Source organism: Hungatella sp. SL.1.14 (genome assembly GCF_024460495.1).
GTDB lineage: Bacteria > Bacillota > Clostridia > Lachnospirales > Lachnospiraceae > Hungatella > Hungatella hathewayi.
In genome coordinates this window covers 76,247-92,185 of record NZ_JANFYJ010000001.1, presented here as the reverse complement: position 1 = coordinate 92,185, position 15,939 = coordinate 76,247, and the positions used below count along the sequence as shown (strand labels likewise).

The window sequence follows — 15,939 nt, the reverse complement described above, 5'->3', positions numbered from 1 at the left end:
ACTTCCCCCTTTTATCCATTGGTAACAGTATACAAAAAAATCGGGAGAATTGCAACGGCTAACCTTTCACTTCATCCATCATCTCATACAATTTTCTGAGAGCGTCCTTAATTCCGCCCACCTCGTCGATCAGCCCCTCTTTCACCGTTTCCTCTCCTACCAGCACGGTTCCCAAGTCCCTTGTCAGCATCTCCGTGTTTAACATCAGGCGCTTTAACTGGTCGTAAGCGATCGTCGCGTGGCCCGAGACAAAGCTTAAGATCCGGTCCTGAATCATCTCAAAATATTCATACGTCTGGGAGGCACCGATGACCATGCCTGTCATACGGACCGGATGAACCATCATGGTTCCGGTCGGCACGATAAAGGAATAGTCAGTGCTGACTGCCAGAGGTACGCCAATGGAATGGCTGCCGCCCAGAACGAGGGACACGGTAGGGATACTTAAGGAAGCGATCATCTCCGCAATCGCCAGACCGGCGTCCACGTCACCGCCCGAGGTATTGAGTATCACCAGGAGACCTTCCACGGAATCATCATCCTCGATTTCTGCCAGCTTTGGAAGAATATGGTCGTATTTCGTCGTCTTGCTGTTTCCCGACAGGTTCTCGTGACCCTCCACTTCCCCGATGATAGAGAGCAGATGAATTTTTCTCTTTTTTGAATTGTCATCCAGAGTCATCTGACCGTACTCTTCCAGCTTTTCGTCCTCTTTCTGCTCGATGTCCTTCTCCGTCTTCTTCTCATCGAGGCGGTCTTTTCTCGTATCTTCGGAAGAGGTGTTGTTCTCGTCTGATCTGCCGTTTCCATTCTGGTTTTCTGCTCTGTTATCCGTTTCGCAGTTTGTTTCACTATCTCTTTTATATTCTCTCATTCTGATTTCCTCCTGCATGGCCGTATTTTCTGCATCATTGTATTTTGGTAGCTTTCTTATGATGTGGAAGGAACCAATATTTTATGCTTTGTACCGGCACAAAAAGAAGCACAGGAAGCGGAACGCATCATCGCGCTCTTCTTCCTGTGCTTCTTTTATCCATTCTTTTTCATTTTTTTATAACAGAAGAAACAGCTCAAACTTCCGAGAATGCCGGTACAGAGAAACATGACCGCCATCCCGGAGCCGGCTCCATACCCGGTCAGCCGGTGAAGAACTGTCTGAATGCCCCCGTCCGCGCGCATAAACGGTTCAAACACGTAGTCCGCCAGAAAACCGCCCAGGAGAATCCCGGTCGGAATCGTCCAGTACTGGATGGCATTTCGCACGGCAAAGATACGCCCCTGCATATTCTGCGGAATCGTCCGGTAGAGAATCACATTCTGCCCCGCCATAATAAAAGGAATGGGGATGCTGGCCGCTATGCCGGCAATGCTCCATACGAGAACATTCTGCCCCGCTCCCATCAGAAAATCGCCAAGCAGAAAGGAGATGCCTCCCGATATAAAGATTACCCGGACGCTGTCCTTTGGAAGCTTTACGAAGGAGACGATCAGACCACCCGCCATGCCTCCGATCCCCAGAATCCCGCTGACAATGCCGAGCGCGATCTGGTTCTGACCGCTCCGCGCCAGAATCATGGGAGAAAGAATATTTTCATAGGTCAGCCGTGAAAAAAAGTTCATAAGCGCCATGCTGATCATCAGATACCAGAGCTGTTTGTGTCCGCGAAGAAATTGAAGCCCCTCCCTCCACGATTCCTGAACCGAGATCTTCTCTTTCTTTTTCCCTGTCTCCGTCCCTCCCGCGTTCTCCGGTATCTTAATCCGAAACAGCAGGACAGAAAAGGCAAACAAAAAGGTCGCCAGATCAAAGGCGATGACACCCTTTATCCCTGCAAATGAGGATAAGGACGCGGCCATCACCGGGGTCACCACAGTGAGTAAGGAGGAGGTAAAGGAATTTAAGCCGCTGGCCTGGCTGTACTTTTCCTTCGGAACCAGCATCCCCACCGCCACCGTCTCCGCCGGAAACTGAAATGCGTTCATAAAGCCGGTGATTCCATTGACGATAAAAATGTGCCAGACCGCCAGATTCCCGAAGACCGCGAGCGCCGCCACGGTCAGAGAGCAGAGCGCCGCAAGAAGGTCCGCGAGAAGCATGATCGTTTTCTTATGGTAACGGTCGATTACCGGCCCGGCAACGATGCTGGCCGCAATATAGGGAAGCCATGTACAAAATGTCATAAGCGACACGGACATGGCAGAACCGGTTCTGCCGTAAGACCAGATGATTAAGGCAAAGGAAGTCATGGAACTCCCCAGCTGTGATACGGACTGGCTGAACCAGAAAATGATAAAGTTACGGTATTGTCTGTCTTTCATAGATTCTCTCCTTATAAATTAAATAAAGGTCACTCATCTCATTTATAAGTGCAGAATCCACTCAGGCGACATCTGTTTTATAAAATCAAGCGGTATTCCTGCCGCTTATAATTCCTTTTATACGCTCTGTGCCAGATTCGCCTGTCATGAAACTCTGCACAGAGCCGCTGCATTCATTCTGATCACTGGTGCCATGGTTTTCCCTCCCTTTCAGGTATTGAGCACGCTCAGAAACTCCCCTGCACTCGTATTGTACGGCAGATCTGCTCCCGCAGACCGCCTGCCCTGCTGTCAGTATACCACATTCTCTCTCTCTTGTCCCGCATGAATGACCGCTTTTCATCGGTGTCGTCCAAGAAACAATCCAATCCCGGGAAGTAAAAACAGCGCAGGCGCCGTTACGAGCCGAACGATAAATGGAAAAACGAATGGAAGGCGGCGGTTCCAGCCAGATACAGCTCCCGCGTCAGGCAGAAACACGGGTACCAGACACAGCATCACGGCCATTAGATACAGGAAAAGGAAGGACATGGACACCCCAAAAAACGTTCTCCTGATCCAGTTCTGTCTGATTCGGATTTCTCCGATAAGGCAAAGTCCATTCATAAATGCCACAGCCAGGGCAAAAACACATAAGGGCCTCAAAAGCAGTGCAATCAAATAGACCGGGACTGTGTAATAGAACCGGTAGTACCAGTCCATGATTTTATCTTTGATCATCAGGTGAACCACAAGCCCAGCGAGGGCTATGGCTCCCCACATCAGACAGTTTCTCACACAGCACTTTCTCTGTGCCCCCTTCTCCTCCCCGCTTTCCTCCAGTCTGGAACGTCCGTATAAGACGGTCAGAATATCCGTGGCAAATACCGCGGCAATGGATTCCAGCGTCTCAATATCCGGCTGGTTCTTTCCCGTCTCCCAGCTGGAGACCGCCTGCCTCGTCACATGCAGCTGCTCAGCCAGCTGTTCCTGCGACAGTGCGCTCTCTTTCCTCAGCTTCTTTATGTTTTTTCCGATTCCGTTCATACGTGCGCCTCCTTCTCCATCCTTAAAGAAACCATACCACATACAGCGCCGCACTGTCACGCAACAAATCATTGCATTCCCCATTTTTAAGTATTTTCTGTTATTTCAATCAAATATTGACCATGTGGTCTATTTGTGGTATTCTAATAATAGACCATGTGGTCAATATTTATTTCAGGAGAATGGAATCATGAAACGAGAAGAAAAGAATCAGCAGACCAGACGGCGCATCCTGGAAAGTGCGCTGGCGGAATTTGCAGAGCAGGGCTATGGGGCCAGCTCTGTCAATACCATCAGTAACGGGGACGGACTTTCCAAGGGGATAATCTACCACTATTTTCCGACAAAAGACGATTTATACTTAGCCTGTGTGGAAGAGTGCTTCCAGACGCTGACCGGCCACTTACAGAGCCACACTAACATGGAAGGCCAAACCGCCGAAGAGCGGCTGGAGCAGTATTTTCGTGTAAGACTGGACTTTTTTGAACAGAATCCCCAGTACCAGAGGATTTTCTGTGATGCCGTCATTATGCCGCCCGCTCATTTGGAGGCTTCCATTCAGGAGAAAAAAGCCCCGTTCGACCGTTTCAACATCGACAGCTTAAACCGGATGCTGGAGCCGGTATCTCTGCGCTCCGACTTATCGAGGGAAGATGTGGTGGACACCTTCCGCCAGTATCAGGACTATATCAATGCCAGATACCAGATGACCGGATCGGCAAAAATCGATATACGCGACCACGAGGAAAGCTGCCGCAGGGCGCTGCACATCCTCCTGTACGGCGTTGTAGAGAGAAAGGAGTAATCCAATGGACAGTCAAAAAACAACGAATGCATCTGTTTTGGGAGAAATGAAGCCTTCGAAGGCCATCATCAAGCTGGCGGTGCCCGCCACTCTGGCCCTTTTAGCAAAGGCAGTCTATAATATCGTCGATACCGCTTACATCGGCATGCTGCATTCCGACACGGCTCTGGCCGCCGTCGGCGTGACGCTGCCCCTGCTTCTGATCATGGTTTCGGTTGAGAACATCTTTTCCGCCGGCGCCGCCGTGCTGGCAGGACGTCAGCTGGGGGCGAAGGACCAGGAGGGGGCCAACACTACGGTGACGACCATCGTCGCCCTGTCGGTAGTCATCGGTATGATTCTCTGCGCCGGCGGACTCTTCTTTATGGAGCCGCTGCTCCGTTCCTTCGGCGCCTCGGACGCGGTTCTGCCCCAGGCTAAGGACTACGCGTTCTGGATGTTTATCGCCGCGCTGGCCAATCTGCCGGCCCAAAGCTTGAACTGTGCCGCCAGGGCGGAATCTTCCGTCAAAATTTCTTCCATAGCCGTCATCACAGGCGCCGCCTTAAATGTGGTTCTGGACCCTGTTTTCATGTTCGACTGGGGCTTGGGTATGGGCGTGCAGGGAGCCTCCCTGGCCACAACGGTCTCTCAGTTTGTCACATTTTTCATCCTGCTGTGGTTCTATTTAGGCGGACGCTCCATCATTAAAATCAAGCCGCACTATTTTAAGCCCGACTTTCACATGATAAAAACGGTCACACTGATCGGAATTCCCTCCGCGGTTATTCAGATCTGTCTCGCAGCGGCCACATCGCTGACCAATATCGCCGCAAAGCCCATGCCGGACGCCGATTTAATCATTGCGGCCTACGGTGTCGTCCAGCGTCTGATTCTCATCGGCTGCTACGTCATTATGGGATTTATGCAGGGATATCAGCCGGTCGCTTCCTACGCCTTCGGTGCGAAGAACGAAGACCGTTTTCATGAGTCTGTCCGTTTCTCCCTCACCGCCTCCCTGCTGCTGACAATCGTGGTGGCCGCGGTCTATATCGCGCTGTCCCGGCCGTTCATCCGGTTATTTAACAGCAATCCCGCCGTGATCGAATACGGTTCCCGGCTGCTGATATCCCAGGTTGCCTTATATCCGGCGTTTGGGCTCTGCTATATGATGACCATCACCTTTCAGACCATCGGCGCCTCAAGGTTCGGCCTCTTCCTGTCCATGATCCGCCAGGGTCTCTTTTACGTGCCCTTTATCCTGATTCTGCCGAGGCTTCTGGGCGTGACCGGCATCTATTTTGCCCAGCCTGCGGCCGATGTTCTTACTATATTAATATGTATCCTTTCGATCCGTTCCATGAAACGGACGGCTTCCAGGAATATGAAGGAAACCCGCTGATCACTGCCAAAACAGCTCCGGCTGCGTCCATGTCTCCATGGCGTCGTGGATCGTCTTTAAAAACTCGTCTGTATAACCGGGGCCGATATAGCACACTGCTGCTACCTTCTGTCCGTCGGAGACGAAGAGATAATGCATGCTGTCGTTTATCACGGCCACAAAGGCGGTGTCAAACAGCCCGGAAGATACCGCCTCCGGTTCAGCGCTGCTCCACTGCAGCTGATCCTTCATCATATTCTTGAAGACCGGCTTCACCAGCCTGGGAAAGCGGAGTTCCATATAATCCATACGGAGCATCTGGGCATCCGGTCCATCCTGGACGATCTGAAACTGTACCGGTGCAACAATGGAAGAATGATAGGTTACCGTTCCGCTTATGGGGCTGCTCTCCGGCGAAACCGCCGTAATGGGCGGAACCGGAAGACTGGTATGAACCTCACTCAGTTCCTTATGCCAGGACTTCTGCTCTCCCGCCCATATAAACACGAGGCAGATGCAGGTTACCGCGACTGCTGAACAGATCGATCTGGCCCGTCCTCTGCCAGGGCGTGTTTGACAATTGCGTTCTGGCAGATGTACGCCACATTTTGTCCCCTTTAAATATCTCCGGATCTGTATGTAATCGGACATTCTCCAGAAGATATTCATTCCAAACAGAAAGACCATCAGGGCACAGAGAAGGAAAGGCGTCGCCATGGTGGCCGTATACCAGAAACCAAATCGGCCCAGGATCATCCAGCACCAGAGCACCGTCAGTACGCCATCCGCAGCGCACGTCAGAAGGCAGCCATACCCCGCTTTCTTCAGGGACGCCTCGCCTGCACTTCGTATTTCCACGGAAATCTCCGGACTTACAGCCATCTCCCTGACAGCCGAAAATATCAAAAACTTTCGCCACATATCACCGGCCGCTTCCCAGCCCGCCAGACGGTACTGCCCCGTCAGCTCCTTTTCCTGCTCATCCCGGTGCTGGTCACAAGGCTCCAGCTTATAGACCAGGCTTCTCGGCTCTTTTCTTTGAAAATTTGCAAAATAATACCCGGTCTTCCTGACAAACAGCCCCTGTCCGGCCAGCTCCGAAAACCAGGCCTCCAGACCGGCGCTGTCGTAAGGACTGACCGGCATCAATTTTCTGATTGTTCTTTTTCGTTTTTCCATCTCTCATCCTCGTGTCCGTTTGACTCGTTGCTCGCGGGAATAAATCCCTCTCTATGACTCCAGAGGTCCCCTCTCAAAACTGAGATACCTCGTTCCCTGAAAGGTCAGCCTGCCCATGTCGCCTTCCGCCAGCATCCCGTACTCCGTTCCCGATACGCCCAGCTCCATGCGGTCGCCGCTCTCGACCTGAAACGTTGCATAATAAGACGTAAAATTTGTATAAGTATCCATCGTGTTCTGATTGCTGTGCCGATGTGAAACCTCCTGACGCTTGGAAGTCACCATCGCCTCCACAGTCAATACCGGAGAGTGGTTATTGGAATTCCACTGCGAGATCCCCCGAATCAGGGTAACTACGATCATTACTGCCACGATCAAAAATATAACTCCGAATAAAATCGGAAATAACTGCGTAAATCCTCCGTAAAAGCCAAAATCACTGTACATGGCGCCGCTCCTTTTCCCTGTGGCTGTTACCACTCTTTTCTTTTTATTATAGTATGTTGTCAGAATCTTTTTCTTTCTTTTTCCTTAATATTATTGATTCATTTTTATTTCTAAAAATTAAGGCCGTCTATCACACACATTTGTATGGTTAATACAAACATATCTTGTGCGTATCACAATATTTTGATTGTGATTATAACAAGGTATTGACTTTGATACTTTTCCATGGTAAACTACTGAACAATATAAAAACGGTCACTTCAGTAATGCCAATGGGGGCAGCGTGGAGATCACTTCGCGCTGCTTTTCTGCAAAATTATGCAGGCCGTGACTGAATCTAAAGGAAAAGGAGAGAATATCGCATGAATAATTTCTTCATCGCACAGACATTTGGTAAATCCTCAAACTATACGGATATTCCAAATCATTTATTCAAGGAACACAACGTAAAAAAAGGTCTCCGCAACGAGGATGGCACCGGAGTCAGGGTCGGCTTGACGCGTGTATCCGACGTTGTCGGCTACGAGATTCAGGATGGAAAAAAGGTCAATGTACCCGGAAAGCTTTTCTACCGCGGTATTGAAATCGGCGATCTGGTGAAGGGAAAAGGAAACGCGCGGTACGGATTTGAAGAAACCGCATTCCTTCTGTTATTCGGATATCTCCCTTCGAAAAAGGAGCTGAATGAATTTGCCGGAATTCTTCGCCACTTCTATCCGCTTCCCGATGAGTTTCTGGAGAAGAATCTGCTTCGTTCCCCATCCCGCAATTTGATGAACAGTCTGCAGCAGAGTATCCTTTCTCTCTATAATTACGATGAGGACCCCGACAACGTCGATCCTTACCAGACACTGTTAAAGGGAGTAAGCATTCTGGCAAAACTTCCCTCCATGGCCGCTTACGCCTATCAGAGCAAGATTCACTATTACGACCGGGAAAGCCTGATTATCCACTATCCGAAGGAAGAATACTCCATTGCCGAGAACATCCTCTACATGCTTCGCCGCGACGGCGTCTTCACCGAGCAGGAGGCTGATCTTCTCGACGTCATGCTGATGATTCACGCAGACCACGGCGGCGGAAACAACTCCACCTTTACAAATGTCGTCATTTCCTCCACCGGAACCGATATCTACTCTTCGATCTCCGCATCCATCGGATCCTTAAAAGGACCGAAACACGGCGGTGCCAATATCCGTTGCAGCGAGATGATCTCCGCCATTGAAAAAGAAATCGGTTTAAAGGCCTCCGACGCACAGATCAAGCAGGTAATCAAGAGAATTCTCGACAAAGACTTCTATGATCATACCGGTCTCGTATACGGACTCGGTCATGCCGTCTACACGGTTTCCGATCCGCGTGCCGACTTATTAAAAAGCTGCTGCGAGAAGCTGGCAAAACAGAAAAAACGTGAGGATGAATACGAATTCCTGACAAGATTTGAAAAAGTCGCCAAAGAAACTCTCGCCGGAAACGGAAAAACTCTCTCAAACAATGTGGACTTCTACAGCGGATTCGCTTATAATATGTTACAGATACCGGAAGATATGTACACGCCGCTCTTCGTCTGCGCACGTATGGCAGGCTGGCTGGCGCACAATATCGAAAACAAAATGTATGATGGAAAGATCATGCGTCCGGCGTTCAAATACGTTGGTGAAGCAACACCCTACAAGAAGAGAGAGGAAAGATAGCATATGGTAAAATTGTATGATGGCGGCGCTTTCCTGATTCACGGTACCGAACTGGTTCCGGAACAGGAAGCGGAAAAGCTTGTCGCTCTGACAGGAAAGAACATAACAAAAGAAGAGGCGAAAAAGGGCACGATTGCCTATTCCATCCTGAAGGAACATAACACTGCGGACAATATGGAGCATTTAAAGCTGCGCTTCGACTCCATGGCCTCCCATGACATTACATTCGTCGGGATCATTCAGACGGCAAGGGCGTCAGGTCTCACCGAGTTTCCGATTCCCTATGTCATGACGAACTGCCACAACTCCCTGTGTGCGGTAGGCGGTACCATCAATGAAGACGACCACATTTTCGGACTGTCAGCTGCAAAAAAATACGGCGGGATTTTCGTGCCGCCCCACATCGCGGTCATTCACCAGTATATGCGTGAAATGATGGCGGGCTGCGGGCGCATGATTCTCGGTTCCGACAGCCATACCCGTTACGGAGCCCTCGGTACCATGGCGGTAGGCGAAGGCGGCGGCGAGCTGGTGAAGCAGCTGCTTCGCGATACATATGACGTCACCTATCCCGGCGTCGTAGCGATTTATCTGACAGGAAAACCGCGTCCGGGCGTGGGCCCTCATGACGTGGCGCTCGCCATAGTAGGCGCTGTATTTAAAAATGGCTACGTGAAAAATAAAGTTATGGAATTCGTAGGCCCTGGAATCGCCTCCATGGATACCGATTATCGGAACGGAGTCGATGTCATGACCACAGAGACCACATGTCTCTCCTCCATCTGGAAAACAGACGAGGACACAAGAGACTACTTAAAGCTGCACGGCAGAGAGGAGGCTTACAAAGAGCTGAACCCGGCGGATATCGCCTATTATGACGGCGTCGTATCCATCGATTTAAGCACCGTTAAGCCGATGATCGCTCTTCCGTTCCATCCGAGCAACACCTACGAGATCGACGAACTGAATGCAAACCTGGACGATATTTTAAGAAACGTAGAAAAGGAAGCAGACCATATCCTGGGCAATCCGAATATCCATCTGTCCCTGACGGATAAGATCGTGGACGGAAAGCTCCTGGTCCAGCAGGGTGTCATCGCAGGCTGTGCCGGCGGTAATTATTCCAATGTTATGACCGCTGCTCATATCCTGTCCGGCAGAAACTGCGGAAACGATATCTTTAATCTGTCTGTATATCCGTCCTCACAGCCGGTATATATGGATCTGGTGAAGAAAGGAGCCGTTACAGAACTGATGGCGGCCGGTGCTACCATCCGGACAGCATTCTGCGGACCGTGCTTCGGTGCCGGCGACACACCGGCAAACAACACGCTGAGTATTCGCCACACCACAAGGAACTTCCCGAACCGTGAAGGTTCCAAGCCGGGTAATGGCCAGATTTCCAGTGTTGCCCTGATGGATGCCCGCTCGATCGCTGCCACCGCTGCAAACGGCGGTATCCTCACATCTGCTGAGGCAATTGTCGACGATTATGAAGTACCGGCTTACGAATTTGACAGCACTTCCTATGAGAGAAGAGTTTACCAGGGATATGGAAAGGCCGACCCGGATGCGGAGCTGATCTATGGCCCGAATATCAAAGACTGGCCGTCCATGAGCGCTCTGACCGATAATATTATCCTGAGAGTCTGCTCCAAGATCATGGACCCTGTCACCACAACGGATGAACTGATTCCTTCCGGTGAAACCTCCTCCTACCGCTCCAATCCGCTGGGTCTGGCAGAATTTACGCTTTCCAGACGTGATCCGGAGTATGTCGGACGTTCCAAAAAGGTTAATGAGCTGGAAGAAATCCGCAAAACCGGCGCATGCCCGTTAAAACCGGATCCAGAGATGGAAGCCGCATTCAAAGCGCTTCGCATTTACTTAGACCAGCCCGAATTGAGAGCCAGAGAGACGGAGATCGGCAGTATGATCTACGCTGTCAAGCCAGGCGACGGTTCTGCACGCGAGCAGGCTGCCAGCTGCCAGAGAGTTCTCGGCGGTCTTGCCAATATCGCAAACGAATACGCTACCAAGCGTTACCGCTCCAATGTCATCAACTGGGGCATGCTTCCGTTCCTGTTAGATGAAGAGCCTTCCTTTGAGATCGGTGATTTCATCTATGTTCCAGGTGTACGGAAAGCCTTAGAGGGCGACATGCAGAACATTCCTGCTTATGTCATCAAAAATGAGGAAGGCAATCCCATCCACGAGATCAACCTTCACATAGCCGAGATGACGGATGAGGAAAAAGAGATTGTAAAAGCCGGTTGTCTGATTAACTATAACAGAAACCGCCACCAATAAAGAAGATATAGGGGCTGTGAAAAAATGGAGTTGATCTAATTCCATTTTTTCACAGCTCTTCCATTTTGTGTTTCCTGATCCATCAGATACATGTAACGAAGGTTCACTTTGCACCGGTCTTCTAATTCCCGCAGGGAAACGTATCCTGTGTCCATAAAGCCGAACAGGATCGTCTTTCGTATGCTGACTCGATTATATCCTGGCCGTCCCATCTTGTGTAAGGGTTCTGGCTTAAGATACTTATCTATTTGTTATAATATTTTTCAGTATTATTATTCATAGTAGCTTAATTTTACCACAAAAAGAAGAACGCCTCCAGGTTTCATATCTGAAAGCGTTCTTTTTTACTTTAGGGGACTTTTTTCACAGCCCCTTTGTATTCCGGACAACACCTGTCTGCTAAGCCATAGCAAGTTTGTCTTTGATTTTCCTGACATCCATTCTAAGATTCAAGATATTAAGCTCCATCCACTCCTTATCCTTCTCAACCCTGAGCGCATCATCCAGATTTCGTTTCAGATAATCGTGACCTTCGCCAATAGCATCAATTTTTTTACTTATTTCGTTCTCCAGCATCAGCCCCATTGATTCCAGCTTCTGTTCTACACGGTTAAAACGCAGATCTGTTGCTGCTTCTGACTGTGTAAAACGATCTTCTAATCCCACAAAGCGATCTTCCAATCCCACGAAACGGCCTTCCAATCCTGCAAAACGATCTTCTAATCCCACAAAGCGATCTTCCAATCCTACAAAACGATCTTCCAATCCCACAAAGCGATCTTCCAATCCTGCAAAGCGATCTTCCAATCCCACAAAGCGATCTTCCAATCCCGCAAAACGATCTTCCATCTTCATGAAACGCTCATTCGTGCTCTCTTCCAGTCTTAAAAGGTGTTCACGAGTATTGTCCACCTTACCTTCAATTCCCGCAAGGCTGTGATTCATGGTATCCAGTTTTTCCAAAATTAACATCATTTCATCTGACATGTAATCGCCTCCAGTCCAGGTTATCTTCTTTGCAGGTATATTATACAACGTTCGGCGGTATATGTCCAGATTTTTTCCTCTTGTTTTAAAACTTTAATTGCAGTTTAATCTCCGAGTATATTCCTGATTCTCACCGGAGTTCTGTAATTCCAGGTAGAGATCTTGATGCCGCTTCTTCGGCTGGCCGCGTTAACAATCTGTCCATTTCCGATGTAGATTCCAACATGATTGATAGTACCTTTACTGTTTGCATAGAACACCAGATCGCCCGGCCGCATCTCACTGGATTTCACTGCTTTTCCCATATTCGCCTGTGATCCTGAATAATGGGGAAGGCTGATTCCAAAATGGCCGAATACGGAAAGGGTAAATCCGGAACAGTCTGCTCCTTTTGTTAAGCTGGTGCCGCCCCATACGTAGGGATTACCCAAAAACTGGAGAGCATAATTAACAATCTGGGTTCTGAGAGAAGCGGCAGCATTCGCCTTTTCCTCCAGCGGTGAAAACTTAATTGCTTCAGGAAGCGCATATCGAACATCCACGTAATCAGAAGCAACGTAAGCGTTGCTGTCCTCCTCCAGCTCAATCTCCACCCAGCCGTCAATCTGCTTTAACACCGGATATTTCTCATTATTGGAAATCTGGGTCCATATCTTGGAATCCGTAGACGGTTCGGAACGGGCATTCAGCATATCCGTGTTTACAATCGCCATCAGTTCTGCAACCTTCAGCGCCTCATCCTTCGCCGGCTGACCGGTCAGAATGTAATCCGATTTTACGTAACCGGTGATCTTGCCGGACTGGATCTTGTACCAGCCGTTGTCTGTAGTCTCAAGAATATTGCCGGCCGCCTTGCTGGGCATCTTGGCGATAATCTTGCCATTCTCGCTGGGCTCTTCTCTCACGTTGAGATAGTTGTCCACATCCGAAATTCCTATGTTTTTGTACATGTTAAAAATCATGGCCTTCAAATCCAGTTTTCTGGCCTCATTTAACGCATACTCCAGCTTCACGTAATCAGCCGACATATAACCGGAGGGAATCTGTACCCAGCCATCCAACTGATCGATCACCTCATACCGCTCGTTTAACAGCCCCTGACCCACAACATCTGATGTGGTATTGGCCTCTTTTCTGATATTTAAATTATCTACCTGCACGATCGCGCGCAGTGAAACAAGGTCATAAGCCTTCTTCTTCGCTTCGTCGCCTGTCAGGACATACTGGGAATCAATGTATCCTTCGATACCGCCGGAGGAGATCTTGTACCATCCCTCCTGGGTACTGTCTAAAATTTCGCAGGCACTGTCTCCCATCAGCTTGCCCACGATGTCCGCCGATGTGTTCGGTTCTTTTCTCACATTCAGATATCCGGACACCTGCACAATTCCAAGATTCTGGTAAGAATCGACGACGGCCTTTTTTTCTTCCTCTGTCTTCTTTGCCTGTGCTTCGGCCTCAGACTCCTCCGCTTCCTTGGCATCAATCGTCAGCTGGTCAGACTCTTCCCCCTGACTTCCTGTCTCTTCTGTCGCTGCAGTCTTTTCCGCCCCTGCCGAGACGCGCTTCGCTATGGCCTTCCCGGCAAATATGATGATTACCACCACCACGATCGCAATCGCCGCCAGAATGAGATATCTTTCGTAATCATTCTTATTACGTTTTTTTCTGGCTTTGTTCAAACGAACAACGTAATCTTTTTTTTCACTTTTATCGCTTTTGTTTTCCATTCTGTAATATTCACTCCATCATCGTTTTTGGCTTTTAAAACTGTCAAGTCAGACTACGAGCCTATCCGCATAAGTATAGCATAATTTGTCGGTAATTGCGATATAGAAAGAATAAATAATTATTAAGATTATGTAACAATTATGTAACATAATCAGATGTACCGGTGCAGAACCGCATTTACAGCGGCAGTGTCCCACTTGCACCGCAGCGCAGCAGCAAAAAAGCGGCAGAATCCAGCCGGACTGTTCCGGTCAATTCCTGCCGCCTCATTTTGGCAGCCACACTGATAGCTGCTACTTCGCCAGAATCATACGGTCGTTGGCAAACTCCTCACCGCTTGCTTCTTCGAATTTCTTTAAGAGGTCATCTACCTCCAGCTTTTTCTTTTCGTCTCCGGACACGTCATAGATAATCCTGCCTTCATGCATCATGACAAGGCGGTTACCAATGGAGATGGCATCTTTCATGTTGTGTGTAATCATTAAGGTCGTTAAGTTCTGCTCCTCCACGATCTCCTGCGTGATCTCCAGTACCTTTTTAGCCGTCTTCGGATCCAGTGCCGCGGTATGTTCATCCAGAAGAAGCAGCTTCGGTTTCTGAAGCGTCGCCATCAGGAGCGTCAGCGCCTGCCTCTGGCCGCCGGATAAAAGGCCCACCTTATTCGTCATACGGGTCTGCAGCCCCAGCCCCAGCTTCATCAATGCATCGTGGTAGAAGTCCTTTTCATTGGCCTTGATCCCCCAGCCCAGACCGCGCCTCTGGCCGCGCCGGAATGCGAGAGCCATATTTTCCTGAATCTCCATCCCCGCAGCCGTGCCCATCATAGGGTCCTGGAAGACTCTGCCGATATAGCGGGCACGTTTATATTCCGGTTCCCTGGAAATATTGACTCCGTCGATCTCAATCTTTCCGGAGTCGATGGGATAGACACCTGCAATCATGTTGAGCATCGTGGATTTTCCAGCGCCGTTGCCGCCGATAACCGTTACAAAATCTCCCTCATCCAGATGCAGGTTAATTCCGTTTAACGCTTTTTTCTCATTGATTGTATTCTTGTTAAAAGTCTTTCGGACATTTTTAATTTCCAGCATGCTTATTCTCCCCCTTCCGTGTAAGCTTTTTTAAGGCGCCATTTTCTTACCACGACAGGAACACAGAGAGCAACTGCAACGATCACTGCGGAAAGCAGCTTCATATCGTTGGCATTCATGCCCATTCTCAGTACCACCGCGCGGATTACAAAGTAAATGACAGAACCTACGACAGCCGAGGTCAGCTTGCTGCCAAAGGAACGAAGCCGTCCCATCAATACATCACCGATGACAATGGCGGCCAGACCGATCACGATCGCTCCGGTTCCCATGCCGATGTCCGCATACTTCTGGCTCTGGCATACAAGAGCGCCGGATAAGCCTACGAGGCCGTTGCTGATGGTCAGCGCCAGCAGCTTGGTCCAGTTCGTGTTCACCCCCTGGGCCCGGATCATCGCTTCATTATTGCCGGTAGCCCGCATGGCGCTTCCGATCTCCGTACCAAAGAACCAGTACAGAAAAGCGATCATCAATACAGCGACTCCAATTCCCAGCAGAAGGGACGCAAGCTGTTTGTTGATTCCTGTCCAGCCTATAATTTTGGAGAAGATCGTATCGGTCTTTAACAACGGCACATTGCTCTTGCCGCCCATGATCCGCAGATTGATGGACCACAGCCCGATCTGCGTCAAAATTCCTGCAAGAATCGCAGGTATCTCAAACACCGTATGTAAGAATCCCGTCACCGCTCCTGCAGCCATACCGGCTGCTGCCGCTATAATCAGGGCGATCCAGGGATCCACCCCTTTGTTTAACACCATAACGGCACAGACACAGCCGCCCAGGGCAAAGCTTCCATCCACCGTTAAATCGGCGATATCCAAAAGCTTGTAAGTAATGTAAACCCCCAGTACCATAATTCCCCATAAAACTCCCTGCACTACCGCGTCCTGAAGGGATACCAGTAAACCGTTCATTCAACCATTCCTCCGCATCTTTATCTTTCCGGCATATCAGTCTTAAGCGCTCATGATAACGCTCATAAATGCC

The 15,939-nt window shown here is 49.5% G+C and carries 13 protein-coding genes; 4 read left to right on the top strand and 9 right to left on the bottom strand.

What is annotated here, in order from left to right; genetic code table 11:
- Positions 1-58: 58 nt before the first annotated feature.
- From NE473_RS00435 to NE473_RS00425, 3 genes are all read right to left on the bottom strand, one after another.
- On the bottom strand, positions 59-874 hold the full coding sequence (locus tag NE473_RS00435) for a ClpP family protease (protein WP_055648818.1): 816 nt from the start codon (positions 872-874) through the stop codon (positions 59-61).
- Positions 875-1,029: 155 nt separating this feature from the next.
- The gene (locus tag NE473_RS00430) at positions 1,030-2,319 is read right to left on the bottom strand and encodes an MFS transporter (RefSeq protein ID WP_055648817.1); all 1,290 of its coding nucleotides are present in this window, start codon (positions 2,317-2,319) and stop codon (positions 1,030-1,032) included.
- A 339-nt stretch (positions 2,320-2,658) separates the two neighbouring features.
- Positions 2,659-3,345 (bottom strand): helix-turn-helix transcriptional regulator, encoded by a 687-nt coding sequence (locus tag NE473_RS00425; protein WP_055648815.1) that lies wholly within the window; start codon positions 3,343-3,345, stop codon positions 2,659-2,661.
- Positions 3,346-3,535: 190 nt separating this feature from the next.
- On the opposite strand from NE473_RS00425, the gene NE473_RS00420 reads away from it, so the two are divergent.
- The gene (locus NE473_RS00420) at positions 3,536-4,150 is read left to right on the top strand and encodes a TetR/AcrR family transcriptional regulator (protein ID WP_055648814.1); all 615 of its coding nucleotides are present in this window, start codon (positions 3,536-3,538) and stop codon (positions 4,148-4,150) included.
- 4 nt (positions 4,151-4,154) lie between these two features.
- Positions 4,155-5,531, top strand: coding sequence for an MATE family efflux transporter (locus NE473_RS00415; RefSeq protein WP_055648813.1), 1,377 nt, complete (start codon positions 4,155-4,157; stop codon positions 5,529-5,531).
- Here NE473_RS00415 and NE473_RS00410 read toward each other — a convergent pair whose 3' ends face one another.
- Together NE473_RS00410 and NE473_RS00405 are read right to left on the bottom strand one after the other, a co-directional pair.
- Positions 5,532-6,689, bottom strand: coding sequence for a DUF2812 domain-containing protein (locus NE473_RS00410; protein ID WP_055648812.1), 1,158 nt, complete (start codon positions 6,687-6,689; stop codon positions 5,532-5,534). It lies immediately after the preceding gene.
- 51 nt (positions 6,690-6,740) lie between these two features.
- Positions 6,741-7,136, bottom strand: coding sequence for a DUF2500 domain-containing protein (locus tag NE473_RS00405; RefSeq protein ID WP_002603919.1), 396 nt, complete (start codon positions 7,134-7,136; stop codon positions 6,741-6,743).
- Positions 7,137-7,498: 362 nt separating this feature from the next.
- Here NE473_RS00405 and NE473_RS00400 point away from each other — a divergent pair, with 362 nt between their 5' ends.
- Together NE473_RS00400 and NE473_RS00395 are read left to right on the top strand one after the other, a co-directional pair.
- A complete protein-coding gene (locus tag NE473_RS00400) occupies positions 7,499-8,830 on the top strand; it encodes a citrate synthase (protein WP_055648811.1) in 1,332 nt (443 codons plus the stop codon).
- A 3-nt stretch (positions 8,831-8,833) separates the two neighbouring features.
- Positions 8,834-11,140 carry a hydratase gene (locus NE473_RS00395; RefSeq protein ID WP_055648810.1) on the top strand — a complete coding sequence of 769 codons (2,307 nt, stop codon included), beginning with the start codon at positions 8,834-8,836 and terminating at the stop codon, positions 11,138-11,140.
- 399 nt (positions 11,141-11,539) lie between these two features.
- Here the strand turns inward: NE473_RS00395 and NE473_RS00385 are convergent, their stop codons facing one another.
- The 4 genes from NE473_RS00385 to NE473_RS00370 all read right to left on the bottom strand — a co-directional run bounded on the left by NE473_RS00385 (position 11,540) and on the right by NE473_RS00370 (position 15,866).
- Positions 11,540-12,127, bottom strand: a complete 588-nt coding sequence (locus NE473_RS00385) for a hypothetical protein (RefSeq protein ID WP_242866041.1) — start codon at positions 12,125-12,127, stop codon at positions 11,540-11,542.
- 104 nt (positions 12,128-12,231) lie between these two features.
- Positions 12,232-13,857, bottom strand: a complete 1,626-nt coding sequence (locus NE473_RS00380; RefSeq protein WP_055648809.1) for a C40 family peptidase — start codon at positions 13,855-13,857, stop codon at positions 12,232-12,234.
- A 294-nt stretch (positions 13,858-14,151) separates the two neighbouring features.
- Positions 14,152-14,949, bottom strand: a complete 798-nt coding sequence (locus NE473_RS00375; RefSeq protein WP_006775263.1) for an ABC transporter ATP-binding protein — start codon at positions 14,947-14,949, stop codon at positions 14,152-14,154.
- A 2-nt stretch (positions 14,950-14,951) separates the two neighbouring features.
- The gene (locus NE473_RS00370) at positions 14,952-15,866 is read right to left on the bottom strand and encodes an ABC transporter permease (protein ID WP_006775262.1); all 915 of its coding nucleotides are present in this window, start codon (positions 15,864-15,866) and stop codon (positions 14,952-14,954) included.
- Between the last annotated feature and the right edge of the window lie 73 nt (positions 15,867-15,939).